Source organism: Mycobacterium sp. NPDC049093, assembly GCF_040704635.1.
Lineage (GTDB): Bacteria > Actinomycetota > Actinomycetes > Mycobacteriales > Mycobacteriaceae > Mycobacterium.
On sequence record NZ_JBEZJS010000007.1, the window covers coordinates 183,003 to 200,737 of the forward strand.

16 protein-coding genes are annotated in these 17,735 nt (G+C 64.6%); 5 read left to right on the forward strand and 11 right to left on the reverse strand.

Annotated features, from left to right (window positions below; genetic code table 11):
- Positions 1 to 39 precede the first annotated feature (39 nt).
- From AB0876_RS26840 to AB0876_RS26885, 10 genes are all read right to left on the reverse strand, one after another.
- Entirely contained in the window at positions 40 to 1,782 is a 1,743-nt protein-coding gene (locus AB0876_RS26840; protein ID WP_064886995.1) for an MCE family protein, read from the reverse strand.
- Positions 1,783 to 3,153 carry an MCE family protein gene (locus AB0876_RS26845; RefSeq protein WP_064886994.1) on the reverse strand — a complete coding sequence of 457 codons (1,371 nt, stop codon included), beginning with the start codon at positions 3,151 to 3,153 and terminating at the stop codon, positions 1,783 to 1,785.
- A complete protein-coding gene (locus AB0876_RS26850) occupies positions 3,150 to 4,613 on the reverse strand; it encodes an MCE family protein (protein WP_064886993.1) in 1,464 nt (487 codons plus the stop codon). Before AB0876_RS26850 ends, AB0876_RS26845 begins: the two co-directional genes overlap by 4 nt.
- Positions 4,613 to 5,695, reverse strand: coding sequence for an MCE family protein (locus tag AB0876_RS26855; protein ID WP_064887000.1), 1,083 nt, complete (start codon positions 5,693 to 5,695; stop codon positions 4,613 to 4,615). Before AB0876_RS26855 ends, AB0876_RS26850 begins: the two co-directional genes overlap by 1 nt.
- Positions 5,695 to 6,720, reverse strand: coding sequence for an MCE family protein (locus tag AB0876_RS26860; protein ID WP_064886992.1), 1,026 nt, complete (start codon positions 6,718 to 6,720; stop codon positions 5,695 to 5,697). Before AB0876_RS26860 ends, AB0876_RS26855 begins: the two co-directional genes overlap by 1 nt.
- Complete coding sequence (locus AB0876_RS26865; protein WP_236734906.1) at positions 6,717 to 7,937, reverse strand: MCE family protein; 1,221 nt, start codon at positions 7,935 to 7,937, stop codon at positions 6,717 to 6,719. The genes AB0876_RS26860 and AB0876_RS26865 overlap by 4 nt, the downstream gene beginning before the upstream one ends.
- Before the next feature lie 66 nt (positions 7,938 to 8,003).
- Positions 8,004 to 8,861, reverse strand: coding sequence for an MlaE family ABC transporter permease (locus tag AB0876_RS26870; RefSeq protein ID WP_064886990.1), 858 nt, complete (start codon positions 8,859 to 8,861; stop codon positions 8,004 to 8,006).
- A gap of 13 nt (positions 8,862 to 8,874) precedes the next feature.
- The gene (locus AB0876_RS26875; protein ID WP_055115885.1) at positions 8,875 to 9,669 is read right to left on the reverse strand and encodes an MlaE family ABC transporter permease; all 795 of its coding nucleotides are present in this window, start codon (positions 9,667 to 9,669) and stop codon (positions 8,875 to 8,877) included.
- A gap of 519 nt (positions 9,670 to 10,188) precedes the next feature.
- Positions 10,189 to 11,400 (reverse strand): CaiB/BaiF CoA transferase family protein, encoded by a 1,212-nt coding sequence (locus AB0876_RS26880; protein WP_082941821.1) that lies wholly within the window; start codon positions 11,398 to 11,400, stop codon positions 10,189 to 10,191.
- A complete protein-coding gene (locus AB0876_RS26885; RefSeq protein ID WP_526043375.1) occupies positions 11,397 to 12,875 on the reverse strand; it encodes an aldehyde dehydrogenase family protein in 1,479 nt (492 codons plus the stop codon). Before AB0876_RS26885 ends, AB0876_RS26880 begins: the two co-directional genes overlap by 4 nt.
- Before the next feature lie 263 nt (positions 12,876 to 13,138).
- Between AB0876_RS26885 and AB0876_RS26890 the strand changes: the two genes are divergently transcribed.
- From AB0876_RS26890 to AB0876_RS26910, 5 genes are all read left to right on the forward strand, one after another.
- Positions 13,139 to 13,840, forward strand: coding sequence for an SDR family NAD(P)-dependent oxidoreductase (locus AB0876_RS26890; protein ID WP_064886232.1), 702 nt, complete (start codon positions 13,139 to 13,141; stop codon positions 13,838 to 13,840).
- Positions 13,841 to 13,881: 41 nt separating this feature from the next.
- The gene (locus AB0876_RS26895) at positions 13,882 to 14,757 is read left to right on the forward strand and encodes a mycofactocin-coupled SDR family oxidoreductase (RefSeq protein ID WP_055115888.1); all 876 of its coding nucleotides are present in this window, start codon (positions 13,882 to 13,884) and stop codon (positions 14,755 to 14,757) included.
- 34 nt (positions 14,758 to 14,791) lie between these two features.
- Positions 14,792 to 14,986 (forward strand): ferredoxin, encoded by a 195-nt coding sequence (locus AB0876_RS26900; RefSeq protein WP_064886231.1) that lies wholly within the window; start codon positions 14,792 to 14,794, stop codon positions 14,984 to 14,986.
- 31 nt (positions 14,987 to 15,017) lie between these two features.
- Positions 15,018 to 16,379 (forward strand): cytochrome P450, encoded by a 1,362-nt coding sequence (locus AB0876_RS26905; protein ID WP_064886230.1) that lies wholly within the window; start codon positions 15,018 to 15,020, stop codon positions 16,377 to 16,379.
- Between the two features lie 128 nt (positions 16,380 to 16,507).
- Positions 16,508 to 16,843 (forward strand): hemophore-related protein, encoded by a 336-nt coding sequence (locus tag AB0876_RS26910; RefSeq protein WP_064886229.1) that lies wholly within the window; start codon positions 16,508 to 16,510, stop codon positions 16,841 to 16,843.
- Positions 16,844 to 16,871: 28 nt separating this feature from the next.
- On the opposite strand, the gene AB0876_RS26915 is transcribed toward AB0876_RS26910, so the two are convergent.
- Positions 16,872 to 17,732, reverse strand: a complete 861-nt coding sequence (locus AB0876_RS26915) for a cyclopropane mycolic acid synthase family methyltransferase (RefSeq protein ID WP_526043376.1) — start codon at positions 17,730 to 17,732, stop codon at positions 16,872 to 16,874.
- Positions 17,733 to 17,735 lie beyond the last annotated feature (3 nt).

Below are 17,735 nucleotides of genomic sequence, written 5' to 3' on the forward strand. Positions count from 1 at the left end.
CGGGCTATTGCCCGGGGCCAGTTCTTTTCGCACGATCCGCTACGTCGGCATCAGGTCCTGCCACGTCTTGGGCGTGGACACGAGATCCGTCTGCTTGTACAGATTGCCGTCGCTGCCCATGTACTCCCCCGTGCGCGGGTTGTACTTGGCGATCGCCACTGACGGCCCGTTTCCGGCACCGCCCGTGAACGCGCTCGGCGCCACCCCCGGTTCCGCCGGCATGGGGACCTCCGGAGCATCCGGAAAGACCCCTTGGCCATGCGGGACGGGCGGCAGCTCGGTTGCCTGCGGCTTGTCCGCCTCAGGCACCGGAACCGCGTTGGGATCGCCTGCCGGAGGCGGTGGCACGCCGGGCACCGGCGGCTCCAGGTACATCGGCTGACCCGGCAGCATCGAACCGGGATTTGTCCCCGCGAAATTCGGCGCCGGCTGCGGCTCGGGCGCTGCGCCCGGCGGTGGAGCGCTCACACCCGGAGGCAGAGGAGTGCCGCCCAGCGGCCCGAAGATCTTCTCGTCCGGCAGCACCCGGGAATCCGGGGGCACGCCCTGCGCGATCAGACTGGGGTCGAGCGGATACGGACCGAGCGCATGCTGACGCTGGGCGATGGGCTGAAATCCCTTGGGGTCATTACACAATTTGACCGTCGGAGCCCGCTTGCCCGGGTGGCCCATACACGGGTAGTTTCGCGCGCCGCGGACGCCGATAGGCGAATCCTGCGGCAACTTGCAGTAGATGTCGTCCGGGGTATCGATCACGGTCGTGTCGGCCGGGGAGCGCCAGGACGACGGCGGCAGGAATCCGACTGTGCACGTCGGCGGATCACCCAGGCCCAGCGAGAAGTCGGCCATCGGCAGACCGCTCGTGTTGTTGGTGTGCGCATAGGTCTGCAGCTGAGCGACATACGGCGGCAACAACACCAGCAGTTGCTCGATCGACGGGTTGTAGGTGACCGCGATCTGACCGAACGTGCTCAGATTCGCCAACAACACCGGCAAAGTCGGCTTGATCTGGTCGAGCAGCTTGGTGGTCTCCTGGGCAAAACCGGGACCGTTGCGCAGCAGCGAGCGCACCTCGGGATCATTCTCGGCCACCTGCCCGGTGATACCGGCCAAGCTGGCCGCCCAGGTCCGGATCGAATCGGTGGTCTGTGCTTGCGCGTCGAGGAAGGGCTTGGAGTCATCGATCAACGCCCGCGTCTGATCTGAGACCGCGTTCGAATCCCTGGTGATCGTCGAAGCCGAGTCCAGCAACGAGCCGAAGTCGTAGCCGGTTCCGTTGAACGCGTTGTAGGACTCGTCCAGCAGCTGGCTCAGCTTGTCCTTCGGGATGGTGTCCACCAGGGCGCTGAGCTGATCGAGCATCGGTCCGACCTGCTGCGGAATCTTGGTGTTCGACATCGCGATCACCGATCCGTTGTCCAGGTAGGGCCCAGAATTGGTGCGCGGCAACAACTCGACGTACTGCTCGCCGACCGCCGACATGCTGCGGACCTCGGCGGCCAGGTCCGCGGGCACCTTCGGCGAGCGGTCCAGGGACAGCGTCGCCTCGGCCCCCTTGTCGGTCAGTTCCACCGACGTGACCTTGCCGATCTGGGACCCGCGATAGGTGACATTGCTGAACTGGTAGAGACCGCCGGTCGCCGGCAGTTCCATCTTCACGGTGATGCGACCGATGCCGAGCAGCGTCGGCACCTGCATGTAGGCGAACAGCATGACGGCCACACCGACGACCGAGGCGACGGTGAAGAGAATCAGCTGAGTCCGGATGAAGCGGGTGAGCATCTATCCGCCACCCCCTGTCGATGGAGTAGGTGCAGTAGGTGGTGCCGGCTGCTCAGCTGGAGCCGGACCGCCTTGCTGCGCATAAGGTCCGGCGAACACGGATGTCGATGGGCTCGGCGGTGCAGCCGGCTGCGCCATGCCACCGGGCATGGTCATCGGCGCCGGAGGCACCACCGGGAGCACCGGGCCCGAGTAGGTGGGAGCTGGGAGATCCGGTGGTGGCGGTCCGTCCGGAGCCGGCGGCAACCCATCCGGCGGCGGCGGAGCGACCCCGGTCTTGAGTGGGTCATAGGTGTAGTTGAGATAGCTCGGATCCCCGGGCACCGGAACGTTCTGCGCGTCGCCCTGCTCCCAGCGGGTGCCCATCATGAGGCTGCGCTTGAGATGCGGGATGGTCATGTCGAAGTACGCAAAAAGGTTGTAGTAATCGCCACGGATCACCCGGTCCATGAAGCTCTGGGTGAACGGGAAATGCGGCGCGTACTCAAGTACCGAAGCCAGGTCCGGTCCGACGTTGGCCAAAGCCTTCAGCGCCGGCTCCAGGTTCTTCAGGTTCCTGACCAGATCAGCCTGCGAGTCGTTGACGAATTGGTTGGCGGTGGCGCTGAAGGTACCGAGTTTCTGCAGTGCGGTCGTGAATCTCGGCCGCTCTTTGATCAACACGTCGAGTGCGGGCGGGATCTTCTCCAGTGCACGAGTGATCACATCGCGCTGCCCGGCAAAGGTCGAGGCCAGTCGGTTCAGACCCTCGATGGAGGCAACGATGTTGTCGCGCTGGGCATCCAGAGCGCCGACGAACGTGTCCAGTCGGGTGAGCAGGTCACGGAAATCAGCTTCCCGACCGTTGATCGCGGCACTGAAGTTGTGGATGATGTCGCCCATTTGGCCGAGACCGCCGCCGTTCACCACGGCAGCCAGTGAGGACAGCGTCTGCTCCGTCGTCGGATACGTCGACGAGTTGTTCAGCTGGATCGTCGCTCCCGGCTGGAGTTTTCCGTCGGGAGCCTGACCGGCGGGCGGGTTGATCGCCAGATGCATCGAACCCAGCAAGCTGGTCTGCCCGATGCTGGCCACCACGTTGGCCGGCACCACAACACCCGGTTTCACCGAGAACTCGACGTCGGCGTGCCAATCCTTAACCGACAGGCTGCGGACACTACCGACGACGACGTCGTTCATCATCACCGGCGAGTTCGGTTCCAGCGTCGCCACATTCGCGATTTCGACGTGGTAGACGCTGGAGTCCGCACCGCGCCCGACCGCCCCGGGCAGGGGCAACGAGTTCACGCCCTGGAAGGCGCACCCGCTGGTGGTCAGCGCAACGCAGGATCCGACGGCGATCGCCAGCCGTACCGGCTTTCCCCTGGTCATGCTGGTGGCGTCCCTTCTGCTGGTGCCGGTGCCGCTGGCGCCGGGGCTTCGGCCGCCAGTGGACCTGGCGCAGGTCCCGGCGGCGGACCCGGTTGACCGCCAGTGGGATTGAGCATGTCCGACACCGTGTTCGGCATGTTGGGCGGGTAGTACTCGCCCCCTGGCAGGAGCTGCTGGGCCCCTGGCGGCGGCTCCCCGGGCCCGCGGCCGGTGAACGGCGGAGGTGGTTCCGGGCCAGGGTTGTAGGCCGAGATCGCCGGCGGGGTCTCGGGCGGAGTGGGTGCCCCACCCTCACCACCGGGCGCGAGCCGCGGTTCGGAGTACACGATCTGCTCGGGACTGGCCGACGGCATCAGGTACGGCGAGATCGGGAACGGCAGATAATTGAAGTTGATGAGCCGCAACGCCGGCCCGAGATACTGCGAGCAGAGTTTCGCGGTCTCCGGTGCGGTGGTGTTCTCGACCGCACCGATTGCACCGCAGATGAACTCGACCGGGTTGGAGAAGTTGTTCATCACGAACTGACCGACGGCGCTGCCGGAGTCCGGGTTGTAGATGTTGTAGCCGTTCATGAACGCGTTCGGCGCGACGTGGAGCAGCTGCTCGACCTGATCCTTGTTGTCGACGAGGTTCTGGGTGACATTGGCCAGCCGCTGCACCTGCTCGGCGGTCTGATCACGAGAGCCCGCGACGAACCGCTGCACATCAACGACCGCGATCGACAAGTTCGTCAACGCCGCATCGAGGTCCGACCGGCTGCCGTCGACCACACTGGTGAGGGTGGCCAGCCGGTTCTGGAACGACACCACCTGCTGGTTGCTGTCCCGCAGCGCGGTGACGAACGTCTGCAGGTTCTTGATGATGTCGACGATGTTGCCGCTGCCCTCGGCCAGCACCCGGGCCACGCCGGACAACTGCGAAATGGTCTGCCGCAGTTTGTCGCCGTTGCCGGCCATCGCGTCGGCTGTGCTGTTGATGAAGCGCGACACCGACGTCCCGTCGACGCCACTCTGCGGTCCGAGGTCGGTGGACAACCGCATCAGCTGTTCCTTGACCTGATCCCACTCCACCGGAACGGCGGTGCGGTCCAGGCCGATCACCGCGTCATCCGGCAATGTCGGGCCACTCGAACGGTAGGCGGGCGCGAGCTGCACATAGCGGGCGGCGACCAGGTTCTGGGCCACGATCACCGCTTTCGCATCCGCGGGGATCGGCACGCCGTGATCGACCTTGAGGGTGACCCGCGTCTGGGTGCCTTCGGGCTTGATGGACTCGATCGTGCCGACCTTGACGCCGGAGACCCGGACATCGTCACCTGGGTAGACACCGGTGGCCGAGGTGAACAGAGCAGAGATGGTCTTCTGTCCGAAGAAGGTCTGACGCAGCAATACTGCCGCGCCGACGACCAGCAGCGCCACCAACGCCACCGCAAGCCATTTACCGAGACGACTGCGGTTCATCAGCGTGAACCTCCAGGAATTCCGTTGTAGGGCAGGGGCAATTCGGCACGCGGGCCGGCGTTGTCCGGCGGCTGACCGGCGTTCGTCCCACGCCTGAATCCGAACGCGTAGTCGAAGAACGGCTGCAACAGCTGAGCCGGCTGCAGGTTGGGAACGTAGGCGTTGTAGTACGCCCCGTTCGCCAGGGTCTCAGCCTGGGACAACTGGAACTTGTTCATGTTCGGCAGTGCCTTGGTGATGTTGTCGCGGTTGCGTTCCAACATCGCGGTCACCGAGTTGAGCCGCTTGAGCGTCGGCGCCAGTTGCGCCTCGTTGTCGGCGACGAGTCCACTGAGCTGCTGCGAGACGGCCGCCGTGTTCGCCAGCAGATCGACGATGGCCTGCCGCCGGTCGTTGAGCACGCCGAGCAGGTCATTGGCGTTGAGGATCAACGTGTTGAGCTGATCGCTGCGCTGCGACAGCACCACGGTCACATCGCTGGCGCTCTTGAGCAGGCTGGCCAGACTTTCATTGCGGCCGTTGATCGATTTCGACAGCCGGCTCAGCCCGTCGAATGTCGGCCCGAGCTTCGGTGCGACCTGGTCGATGGTCGCCGAAAGCGTGTCCAGGGACTGGTTCAGCGAAGCCGTGTCAGTGCCCGCCGAATTGGTGGTCAGATCACTGACCGCCTCGGTCAGTGAGTACGGCGACGACGTGCGCGACGCGGGGATCACGTCGGTGGTGCGCAAAGTTCCGCTGCCGTCCGACTCCAACGTGAGCACCCGCTCACCGAGCAGTGAACCGGTGCGGATATGCGCGGTGGTCAGCGATCCCAGTGGGTACTTGCCCTCGGTGGTGAAGGTGACCAACGCGTCGCCGTTCTCCAACGACACGTCGGTGACCGCACCGATCTTGATACCGGACAAGGTCACGTCGTTGCCGACGGCGATCCCGCCGGCTTCGGTGAACAGTGCCTGATGACGCACCGAGGAGGCCCATTGTTGCAGCCGCTCGGGCTGTAGCCCGACGGCGATGATGAGCATCATCAGCACGACGCCGATGAAACCTGCCTTGATCAGATTTGATTCGCGGTACTTAAGCATCAGGGCTCCGCGCACCTCCCGCCTTCTTGTTTGATCATCGGGAAGTGCGCGGTGCGCCCCTGCAGATCGGTGACACGGATGGAAAGTCCGCAGATGTAGTACATGATCCAGCTGCCGTAGGAGCCCAGCCGGGCCAACTTGCGGAAGTTGTCCGGGGCCTTCTGCAGACCCCGGTCGAGGACGATCTGGTGGTCATCGAGCAACGGCGCCAGTCGGTTCATCTGATCGACGGTGCCCTTGAGCGGCGGCCGCGCCTCGGTGAGCAGGCTTGCGAGCGAGGCGGTCCCGTTGTCGAGCTGCGTCACCGCCGTGCCGAGCGGGTCACGGTCCTGCGACAGACCGCTGATCAACTGCTCGAGCCGGTCGACCGTTCCGTCGAACTTCTTGCCGTCCTTGGCCAGGGTTCCGACCACCGAGTTCAGGTTGTCGATCAACTGCTGGATCACCTGGTCGTTGTTGGCCAACGTGTTCGAGAACGACGAAGTCTTGCTCAGCAGCGAATCGAGGGTGTCGCCCTGGCCCTGGAAGATCTGGATCAGCGAGGACGTCAACGCGTTGACATCCTGGGGGTTGAGCCCCTGGATCACCGGGCGTAGACCACCGAGCAGCAGATCGAGGTCGAGCGCGCTTGTGGTGCGCTCCTTCGGGATCAGTGAGCCGGCGGGCAGGAGCTTGGTCGAGCCGGGACTGTCGACGAGTTCCAGGTAGCGGTCCCCGACCAGGTTCAGGTACCGAATCGCGGCCTTGGTACTCGTGGTCAGCGCGACGTTGCGGTCGGTGTCGAAGTCGACCTTGACCGACTTATCTGATTGCAGAGAAACGTTTTTCACCGTGCCGACCCGAACACCGGCGACCCGCACCGAGTCCCCGGCCTCCAGCCGCGAAGCGTCACCGAAGACCGCCGAGTAGCCCGAGTAGGAACCGCCGCGGTACTCCGAGAACGTCATGAACAGGAAGGTCGTGAGGACGGCCATCACCACCGCGAACGACGCGAACTTGATGAATGTGCTTCTGCCGCGCTTCATCCCGGTTGTCCGATCTGCATGGTGTTACGTGGCGGGCCGTCCAGCGGACCGAACAGCGTCTGCTTGAGGCCGTCGGAGTTCAGAAGGATGCCCTGGTTGCCGTACTGCCACGGGTTGGCGCCGGTATCGGTGACGAGATACTTGGCCTTGTTGCCGAATCCGATATACGGCAGGCCCATGCAGTGCGGACCGCCCTTCGCCGCCACCTTCGGCAGGTTCTGCGGGTAACGGTAGCGCTCGATGCCGAGCGTGAAGGCCACGTTGACCACGACACCGGGTTCCGGCTGGGGCGGCGTATGGGCCATGTAATTCATGCCCTTGAGGCCGCACTCGATACCGGGGGCGTACTCGTTGAGCAGATCGGTGGTGGGTGCCAACAGGTTCAGCGTGGTGCTGAGGGCCTGCCGGTTGCCGCCGATGACGTCGTTGCCGGCGTCGGCCAAGCCGATCGAGCTGACCAGGAAATTGTCAAGGTTCTGCTGCTCGGCCACGATGCTGTCGCTCAGCTTGTTGGTGTTTTCGAAGGTCTTGAGCAGATCGGGTGCCGCGTCACCGTAGGCCCGTGACACCGCGGCCATGCTCTCGATGTCGCCGGTCAGATTGGGGAGGCTGGGCTCGATCTTCTTCAACACCGCGTCGAAGTCGGACAGGGACTGCCCCATCGCCTCGCCGCGCCCGCCGAACGCGGACGACAGCGCGCCAAGGGTTTCGTTGAGCTTCGCCGGGTCGATCTTGTTCAAGACATTGGTCAGTTGCTGGAAGACCGTGTTCATCTCGACGGTGACATGGTCGCCCTGCAGGATCTGGCCGGGGCGGAGCTTGTCCGACGACGGCTTGTCCGGCGCGACCAACTGGACGTACTTGGCGCCGAACACAGTCGTGGAGGCGATGTCGGCCTGAACGTTGTCTGGGATCAGGCCAAGCTGTGACGGGTTCATCGCCAGGTGCAACACGGCCTTACCGTCGGCTCGGTGCTCGATAGAGCTGACTGTGCCGACCTGGACGCCACGCATCTTCACCTTGGCATCGGGGTTCATCACCAGGCCGGCCCGGTCGGAGATGAGCGTGATCGGCTCGGTCTTGGTGAAGCTGCCGCGGAACAGCGCGACGGCCAGGCCGAAGATCAGACCTATCGCGACCACGGTCGCCAGGCCTGCCAACGGCCGCGCGGAGCCCCGCGCACCGAAGCTGCGTCCGGGGCGTGCTGCCACCGGCACAGCGCTACTTGTGGTTTCGGACCGGTGGGCTGGGCCCGGTCCCACGTTTCGTGTCAACTCTTCTCCCTAACCCGACAGGTTGAAGTTTCCGTTGGAGCCGTAGACGGACAGTGACACCAGCAGGGTCACCGAGACCACGACGATCAGTGAGGTTCTTACGGCGTTGCCGACCGCGACCCCGACCCCGGATGGCCCGCCGGAGGCGAAGTAACCGAAGTAGGTGTGGATCAGCAGGATGGTGATGGCCATCAGGACGGCCTGCAGGAACGACCACAACAGGTCGATCGGATTGAGGAACGTCGTGAAGTAGTGGTCGTAGAGGCCGCCCGACTGCCCGAGCAGCACCACGGTGGTGAACTGGGAGGCCAGGAACGACAGGATCACCGCGATGGCGTACAGCGGGGTGATCGCGATCATCCCGGCCACGATGCGGGTGGACACCAGGTACTCGACGGGCCGGATCGCCATGGCCTCCAGTGCGTCGATTTCCTCGTTGATCCGCATCGCACCGAGCTGGGCGGTGACGCCCGCGCCGAAGGTGGCGGCCAGGCCGATACCGGCCACCACCGGTGCGGCGATCCGGACGTTGATGAAGGCCGCCAGGAAGCCGGTCAGTGCCTCGATACCGATGTTGCCCAGCGACGAATAGCCCTGGATGGCCAGCACACCGCCGGTGGCCAGGGTGAGGAACCCGACGATGACGACGGTTCCGCCGATCATGGCCAATGTGCCTGCACCCATCGAGATCTCGGCAATCAGCCGGATCAGTTCCTTGCGGTAGTGCAACGCCGCGTGCGGAGTGCCCGCCAGTGCTTTGAGATAGAACAGCGTGTGATCGCCGATCCGGCTCAACGTCGACACCGGCTTGTTGAACTGTCTGCTGACCCGCGGGTAGGTCGACCGCAGGATCGTCATGGTTCCCATTGCGTCCCCTGCCTCAGTGCGCCGTCATGCGGATACCGATGGCCGTGACGACCACGTTGATGACGAACAGGGCCATGAAGGCGTACACCACGGTTTCGTTGACGGCGTTGCCCACTGCCTTGGCACCGCCGCCCGTGATCGTCAATCCGCGATAGCAGGCCACCAGTCCGGCGATCAGGCCGAACAGCGCGGCCTTGACACACGAGATGATCACTTCCGGCACACCGGTCAGCAGGGTGATCCCGGCCGCGAAAGCACCCGGGTTCACGTCCTGGATGAACACCGAGAACACGTAGCCACCCAGGATGCCGATGATCACCACCAGGCTGTTGAGCAGCAGCGCCACCAGTCCCGACGCCAGCATCCGCGGCGTCACCAGACGCTGGATCGGATTGATACCGAGCACCTCCATGGCGTCGATCTCCTCGCGGATGGTGCGCGAACCCAGATCCGCACACATCGCCGTCGCGCCGGCGCCGGCGACGATCAGCACCGTCACCATCGGGCCCAACTGGGTCACCGCACCGAAGGCAGCACCCGCGCCCGACAGGTCGGCCGCACCGAGTTCGCGCAGCAGGATGTTGAGCGTGAAGCTCACCAGCACGGTGAACGGGATCGCCACCAGAAGCGTCGGTGCCATCGACACCCGGGCGACAAACCAGCACTGCTCGAGGAACTCCCGGCCCTGGAACGGACGCTTGAAGATGAACCGGATGGCGTCCAGCGACATCGCGAACAGCGCCCCGACGGCCTGCATCGGGCCCGACAGGTTGCGTAGCGATACTCCGGTCGACCATTTATCTGCCATCAGAACTCCTGTTCCGGCAAGTGGCTGCCGACGCCGCGGTCGGTGCGCCGATGTTAAGTGCTTCACCGCGCGGGTGCTCGAACAGATCTACTACGTGTGCTGCGGCCCGGAGCCCGAGCCGGGTCATGCCGCAACCTCCGAGCCGGCACATGCCAACCGGCCGGTCGGGCGCTCGGACACATACGAATACGACTGGAGCACATTGCCTTTCACGAGGAAGAGCAAGTACGGGGCGCGTTCGGACATCTGACGCACCTCCTGTTTCCTGCGGACCTCGTGCGCTTCACCGGACCTACCGGTGAAACCGGACAGACTTGCCCCCGTGACCGCCCCCCGAGTGCCTGATGCTATCGGACCCGGTATCTGTCGCGGAGGCAAATAACGTAGAACTTGCTCGGGTAGTTGACAATTGGGACGCCCCCGGTCGCATGAAGGACCGCTCGTGTCGTGGGCTGCGGTGGGAGCAGCCCACGACACACAGTGTGCGGCGGAAGAGACGAGGGGCATGACGGAGGCGGCCTAGGTGACCGCGCCGGCGGTTTTGAGTTCGATGATGCGATCCCAGTCCAGACCGAGTTCTACCAGGATGTCGTCGGTTTGTTCGGCGAAGCCGGGGGCCGGCCCTGTGCTCGGCGCCGTGACGTCGAATTGCACTGGGTTGGCGACCAACTCGAGCTCGCCCGCCTGCACCAGGTACTCGTTGGCCCGGATCTGGGCATCCTGTCCCGCCTGCAGGGTGTCCTGCACCGGAGCCCACGGTCCTGCCAGCGTGGTGAATCGCTCGCTCCATTCTGGCAAAGTTCGCTTCTTCATCGCCTCGGTGAGGATCTCGACCGCGTCGGGCGTGTTCTCTGCGAACGATTCGGCAGTCGCGAACCTCGGATCGTCGATGTAGCTCTCCAGATCCATGTGGCGGCACACGTCGGCCCAGAACTTGGTCGGCTGCATCATCACGAACGAGATGTAGCGGTCGTCGGCGGTGCCGTACAACCCGACGAGCGGATTGATCGGCGACCCGTGCACACCGGGTGGAGGTGTCACCATCAACTGGTTCAGGTGTTGAGTCAGCGCCACGGTGTGGCCCATCGACCAGAGGCCACTGCCCAGCAGGGACACGTCGACCACCGACGGGTCGCCCGTGCGCTCCCGCTTGAACAGCGCCGCCGCGATGCCGCCGGCCAGGTTCGTGCCCGAGATGGTGTCCCCATAGGCCGGCCCGGGCGGTGCGATCATTCCCGCCATGCCGGCGGGGGTGATGGTCGCGGCGGTGCCGGCGCGGCACCAGAAGGCGGTCATGTCGTAACCGCCCTTCACCGACTCCTCACCGCGGGGACCCAGGGCGCTGCCCCGGGCGTAGATGATGTTCGGGTTCACCGCGCGGATGTCGTCGACGTCGATGCCGAACTTCTGCCGGTGCCCGGGCAGGAAGCTGGTGAGGAACACGTCGGCCTTCTTCGCCAGTTCCAGCAGGATCTCGCGACCTTCCGGCACCGACATGTCCAGGCCGATACTGCGCTTGCCGCGGTTGGCATGCTCGATGTTCGGGTTGGGATCACCCTCGACGCGCAGCGGCCCGGTCTGGCGCAGACCACGCTGCGGGTCGCCGGTGACGGCGTGCTCGACCTTGATGACGTCGGCACCCCACTCCCCCAGCACGGCTCCGGCCGAGGGGACGAAGCCGTACATCGCGACCTCGAGAACGCGGACGCCTGCGAGTGGCCCGCCACTCATGACAGCACCCGGGCGAACGTCTTGGACTCCATGAACTCCTCGAGTCCCGCGGTGCCCATCTCCCGGCCGATGCCCGACTGTTTGTATCCGCCGAACGGACTGTCGGGGCTGAAGTAGTTGCCGCCATTGATGGAGAAGGTGCCGGTCCGGATTCGACGGGCCACGGCCAGCGCGCGGTCCTCGCTGCCGAACACCGCGCCGGACAGCCCGTAGATCGAGTTGTTGGCGATCCGCACCGCGTCGTCATCATCGTCGTACGCGATGACGGCCAGCACCGGCCCGAAGACCTCTTCCTGGGCGATCTCGCTGTCCGGGTCCACATCGGCCAGCAGAGTGGGGGTGTAGAAGTAGCCGGGGTCGACCTTCTCGCCACCGGTGACCAGAGTGGCGCCGGCCTCCACGGCGCGCTTGACCATGCCGTCGACCTTGTCGCGCTGCTTCTCGCTGATCAGCGGCCCCATGTAGGTCTTGGGATCGGTGGGATCGCCGTAACGCACCAGGCCGAAGTTGTTCTTGATCAGCTCGACGATCTCGTCCTTGTGCTTCGCGGGCACCAGCAGCCGCGACGTCAGCGCGCAGCCCTGACCGGCGTGGGTGACCATGCTGAAGGCCGAGAACAGTGCGGCGGTGTTGAAGTCGGCGTCGTCGAGCACGACCGCGGCCGACTTGCCGCCGAGCTCCAGGAACACCTTCTTCAACGTCTCACTGGCCGCGGCCATGATGCGCCGGCCGGTGGGCGTGGAACCGGTGAAGGTCACCATGTCGACGTTGGGGCTGGTGGTGAGCACCGCACCCACCTCCGGGTCGGCGCCCGAGAGCACGTTGACGACGCCGGCCGGGATGTCGGTGTGGTTGGCGATCAGCTCGCCGAGCGCCAGGGTGACCAACGGGGTGTCCGGTGCGGACTTGAGCACCACGGTGCAACCGGCGGCCAGCGCGGGCGCCAGCTTGGCCAGGGCCAGTTGGTTCGGATAGTTGTAGGCGATGATCGCGGCCACCACGCCGCCCGCTTCCTTCTCTACCCACCGGTGATGCTGCATGCCGCGGCTCTCGATGTTCCCGAGGTCCTCGGTCAGCGGGTAGGTCCTGAGCAGCTCGGCGTAGTACCGCACGATGTCGATCGGTCCGTCCAGCTGGGCACCGGCGCACAATGCCGCGGTGGCCCCCACCTCGGTGGTGGTCAGTGCGGCCAGTTCGTCGCGGTTCTCGACCAGCGCCCGGTGCAGTTGCTCCAGGCAATGGACCCGGAACTCGGTGTTGGTGGACCAGTCGGTGTGGTCGAATGCCTGCCTGGCCGCGGCGACCGCAGCCTGGGCATCGGCGACCGTTGCGTCCGGCGCGTATCCGAACACCTCACCGGTAGCTGGATTGACGGAAGGAAACGTCCGCGGCGTCTCGCGCAGCTCTCCGCCGATCAACAACTTCCGGTCAGCCCGCTGTTCTGCCGCGATGGTCGGCGCTTCCTGCTGCATCATCCTCCTCAGGCGATTCACTACTGTGATGGAAACTGCATTCTCATCACCGGCGAATCATACATTCGCTCGATGAGAACTCAAGTGAAAGCTAGATCAGCTAGTCATGCCCTATTCGCTGCAGATCCACCATCTCCGCAGGAGGCGCGCACGTTGAGCCCGGATCTTGCGGGGAACACCGGTCCGAGAGTACGGTTCTCATAATCGGAAGGATGATTCTTGACCCCTGAGAAAGTCCGGCCCCGCCCGGCGACCGGAGAACTGTCATGAAGAATGCCGTTGTCACTGGAGGAGGTTCCGGTATCGGAGCGGCCATCGCCGCCCGGTTGCGCGCTGACGGCCTCAATGTCGCGGTTCTCGACCTACAGCCCTCGGATGACGAGTTCGCTCATGTCGCCGACGTGACCGATCGCGCCGCCGTCGACACCGCGCTCAATGCCATTCGCGCCCAACTCGGTCCGATCTCGGTGTTGGTCAATGCGGCGGGCCTGGACTGCTTCAAGCGTTTCAGCGACGTCTCGTTCGAGAAGTGGCAGCAGATCATCGACGTCAATCTCAATGGCGTATTCCACTGCATCCAGGCGGCATTGCCCGACATGCTCGAGGCCGGCTGGGGCCGCATCGTCAACATCTCGTCGTCCAGTACGCATTCCGGCCAGCCCTTCATGTCGCCCTATGTCGCGGCGAAGTCCGCAGTGAACGGCCTGACCAAGAGCCTGGCGCTGGAACTCGGCCCCAACGGCATCACCGTGAATGCCGTGCCGCCGGGCTTCATCGACACCCCGATGCTGCGCAAGGCCGAAGGTAAGGGCTTCCTCGGCGACACCGACAAGCAGATCGCGCAGACGCCGGTGCGCCGGATGGGCAAGCCGGAGGACATCGCCGCCGCCTGCGCCTTCTTCGTCTCCGAAGAGGCGGGCTACATCACCGGCCAGATCCTCGGCGTCAACGGCGGCCGTAACACCTGACGCGCAGGCGCACCCGAAACATCATCAGCGAAAGGACAATTGTGGGAAACAGCGGAGAAGGCAGGGTTGCCGGGAAAGTCGCGTTCATCACCGGCGCGGCACGCGGCCAGGGCCGCAGTCACGCGATCCGACTGGCCGAAGAGGGCGCCGACATCATCGCGGTCGACATCTGTAAGAACTACGACACCGTCGGCTATGCGATGGCCACGGCCGAAGACCTCGAAGAGACCAAGAACTACGTCGAGAAGACCGGCCGACGCATCGTCACCGCACAGGCCGATGTCCGCAACGAGGCCGAACTGCGCAGCGCGCTGGAATCCGGGCTCGCGGAGTTCGGCAAGGTCGACATCGTCGTCGCGCAGGCCGGCATCGCCGCGATGAAGGGGCAGCCTGCGATGCAGGCGTGGACCGACGGCATCAACACCAACTTCGTCGGCACCATCAACGCCATCCAGGTCGCGCTACCGCACCTCAAGGAAGGTGCTTCGATCATCGCGACCGCATCTGCCGCCGCGCTGATGGACGCCCACAACAAGCCCAACCCCGGCGCCGATCCAGGCGGCATGGGCTACATGATCTCCAAGCGGTTGATCTCCGAATACGTGCATGCGCTGGCCACCGAACTGGCAGTGCGCGGCATCCGCGCCAACGTCATCCACCCGACCAACTGCAACACCAACATGCTGCAGAGCGAGCCGATGTACCGCTCGTTCCGGCCGGATCTGGAGAACCCCACCCGTGCCGATGCCGAGCCGGTGTTCGGTGTGCAGCAGGCGATGAAGGTCAACTTCATCGAGCCGGAGGACATCAGCAACGCGGTGCTCTGGCTGGCCTCCGACGAGGCCCGGTACGTCACCGGCATGCAACTGCGGGTCGACGCAGGCGGTTACCTCAAGTGGTACGACTACCACGTCTGATTCCGCAACCAGCGGTTCGAAAGGAGTTGTCGTAGTGAAGGTTTCGGTTGATGCCAGTCGCTGCCAGGGGCACACCCTGTGCTCGATGATCGCGCCGGATTCGTTCGTCCTCGATGACGTCGACGGTCACGCGTCACCGGTTTCTGACCTGGTACCCGCGGATCAGGAGGACGCGGTCCGCGAGGCCGCGCACTCCTGCCCTGAGCAAGCCATCGTCATCGAAGATTGACGCAGACCGAAAGGCCAAGGGAGACAACGCCGTGAGTATCGACGATGTCACGACCGACGACGACCGCAAGAAGAACAACTACCACTTCGACCGGCACACGCCGGAATACCGGTTGCAGTTCGAGAAGATCACCGAGGAGATGCAGTCCCGCTGCCCCATGGCGTGGACCGACGCCTACAACGGGCACTGGGTGGCCGCAGACAGCAGGCATGTCTTCGAGCTCGCCCGCTGCCCTGTCGTCTCGAATCACCACGACATCAGTGGCGAGACGCCGTATCAGGGCATCACGATCCCGAAGGCCAGCCGGGCCACCGTGGTGCGGGGCGGCATCCTGGAGATGGACGAGCCGGAGCACAGCGCCTACCGCGGTGCGCTGAACCCGTACCTGTCCCCCGCCGCCATCAAGCGGTGGGTACCGTTCGTCGACGAGATCACCCGCGCCGCACTCGACGAGCACATCGAGTCCGGCGAGATCGACTTCGTCGAGCATCTGGCCAACGTGGTGCCCGCGGTATTCACCCTGGCCATGATGGGCATCGAGCTCAAGAAGTGGAACGTCTACAGCGAGCCCACCCATGCGTCGGTGTACACACCCGAACACTCCCCCGATCGCGAGAAGATCAACGAGCAGCACCGCGAGATGGGCATCGACATCATCAACAACATGATGGAGATCCGGGAGACGCCGCGGCCCGGGCTGGTCAACGCGATGCTGCAGCTACGCATCGATGGTGAACCGGCACCGGACATGGAGATCCTCGGCAATCTCGGGCTGGTCATCGGCGGCGGATTCGACACCACCACCGCACTCACCGCGCATGCGTTGGAATGGCTGGGCGAGCACCCTGATGAACGCACCCGGCTGAGCGACGAGCGTGCCACCCTTCTCGACCCGGCCACCGAAGAGTTCCTGCGTTTCTTCACGCCGGCGCCCGGTGACGGCCGCACGTTCTCCGAGGACGTCGAGGTCGAGGGGCAGCAGTTCAAGCAGTACGAACGACTGTGGCTGTCCTGGGCGATGGCCAACCGTGACCCGTCGGTGTTCGACCAGCCAAACGAGATCGTCCTGGATCGGAAGGGCAACCGGCACTTCAGCTTCGGCATCGGAGTGCACCGCTGTGTGGGTTCGAACGTGGCGCGCACGGTGTTCAAGTCGATGCTCACCGCGGTGCTGGACCGGATGCCGGACTACGTGTGCGACGCCGAGGGCACCGTGCACTACGACACGATCGGCGTCATTCAGGGCATGCGAAATCTGCCGGCGCGCTTCACCCCGGGCAAGAAGCTGGGCCCCGGCCTGGACGAGACCCTGGAGAAGTTGCAGCGCATCTGCAATGAGCAGGAGCTGGCCCGGCCGATCACCGAGCGCAAGGAAGCCGCCGTCATCGACTGATGCGGACCCGGAGCGGTTTCGCTAGGACGCCTTGTACGTCTGCCGCCTGTTAGCCTCGAGTGAGGTCGGGTCCGGCAAACGTACAAGGCGTCGCCTTCTTGGGCGAACAACATGGGGGTTTCCAGCAGGTGAGCAAGTCTTTCAAGTACATCGCGGCCGCTCTCGGCGGTCTGGCCCTGTCCGTTCCGCTGGTGACGGGAGTGGCATCCGCCCAACCCGATTTCAGCGGTGTGGTCAACACGACCTGCAGCTACGAGCAGGTCATGGCGGCACTCAACGCGCAGCGTCCTGATCTGGCACAGCAGTTCAACGCGTCCCCGTTCGCCCAGGGTGCGTTGCGTAACTTCCTGGCGTCGGGACCGGCCCAGCGCCAGCAGACGGTGGCCCAGCTGCAGGCCAGCCCGGCCGCTCAGGAGTACTTCGGGCCGATCAACTCGATCGCGGGCAGCTGCAACAACTACTGAGATCGCGGCTCGGCGGTAAAGGCCCTCGCTACTTCCGCAGTGTGAACTGATTGACGTCGAGGTATCCGCCGCGGAAGAGGTCCGGACAACCGGTGAGGTACTTCATGTACCGGTCGTACACCTGTTGGGACTGCAGGGCGATGGCCTGGTCACGATGTGCTTCCAGGTTGGCCGCCCACTCCTCCAAGGTCCTCGGGTAGTACTGGCCGATCGGCTGCACCATGGCCACCTCGAATCCGGCTTCTCGGGCATGTTCCTCGACCATCTGTCCCGTGGGCAACCGACCGCCGGGGAAGATCTCGGCCATGATGAATTTGACGAACCGGGCCACACTCAGCGTCAACGGGATTCCCATCCGGACCGCATCGTCCTGAGTGATGCCGCAGATCGTGTGCAACAGCATCGATCCACCGGCCGGGAGCGCGTTGTAGGCCATCTCGAAGAACGCCGGATAACGTTCGTGACCGAAGTGCTCGAATGCCCCGATCGACATGATGCGGTCGACCTTCTCGTCGAATTCCTCCCAGCCCTGCAGTCGCACCTCGACGCGGTGGCCGTTTGGGACCTTGGCCAGCTTGGCCTCGGCGTAGTCGCGCTGCGACCGGCTGAGAGTGAGACCGATGACGTCGATCTCATACGTCTCGACGGCCCGCTGCAATCCCCCACCCCAGCCGCAGCCGATGTCGAGCAACGTCATACCGGGCTGAAGGTCCAACTTGGACAGCGCCAGATCGAACTTCGCGTTCTGCCCCTCGTCGAGAGACATGCCGACGCGATCGAAGTACGAGCACGTGTAGCCCATCGTCGGACCCAGGAACAGCTCGAAGAACTCGTCTGAGATGTCGTAGATCGACTGCAACGTCTCATAATGTGGGCGTAGCGACGCCATGTG

Bases quoted from the DNA above. Each gene is read 5' to 3' on its own strand.
- AB0876_RS26840 (WP_064886995.1), bottom strand. From the start codon at position 1,782: ATGCTCACCCGCTTCATCCGGACTCAGCTGATTCTCTTCACCGTCGCC.
- AB0876_RS26845 (WP_064886994.1), bottom strand. From the start codon at position 3,153: ATGACCAGGGGAAAGCCGGTACGGCTGGCGATCGCCGTCGGATCCTGC.
- AB0876_RS26850 (WP_064886993.1), bottom strand. From the start codon at position 4,613: ATGAACCGCAGTCGTCTCGGTAAATGGCTTGCGGTGGCGTTGGTGGCG.
- AB0876_RS26855 (WP_064887000.1), bottom strand. From the start codon at position 5,695: ATGCTTAAGTACCGCGAATCAAATCTGATCAAGGCAGGTTTCATCGGC.
- AB0876_RS26860 (WP_064886992.1), bottom strand. From the start codon at position 6,720: ATGAAGCGCGGCAGAAGCACATTCATCAAGTTCGCGTCGTTCGCGGTG.
- AB0876_RS26870 (WP_064886990.1), bottom strand. From the start codon at position 8,861: ATGGGAACCATGACGATCCTGCGGTCGACCTACCCGCGGGTCAGCAGA.
- AB0876_RS26875 (WP_055115885.1), bottom strand. From the start codon at position 9,669: ATGGCAGATAAATGGTCGACCGGAGTATCGCTACGCAACCTGTCGGGC.
- AB0876_RS26880 (WP_082941821.1), bottom strand. From the start codon at position 11,400: ATGAGTGGCGGGCCACTCGCAGGCGTCCGCGTTCTCGAGGTCGCGATG.
- AB0876_RS26885 (WP_526043375.1), bottom strand. From the start codon at position 12,875: ATGATGCAGCAGGAAGCGCCGACCATCGCGGCAGAACAGCGGGCTGAC.
- AB0876_RS26890 (WP_064886232.1), top strand. From the start codon at position 13,139: ATGAAGAATGCCGTTGTCACTGGAGGAGGTTCCGGTATCGGAGCGGCC.
- AB0876_RS26915 (WP_526043376.1), bottom strand. From the start codon at position 17,732: ATGGCGTCGCTACGCCCACATTATGAGACGTTGCAGTCGATCTACGAC.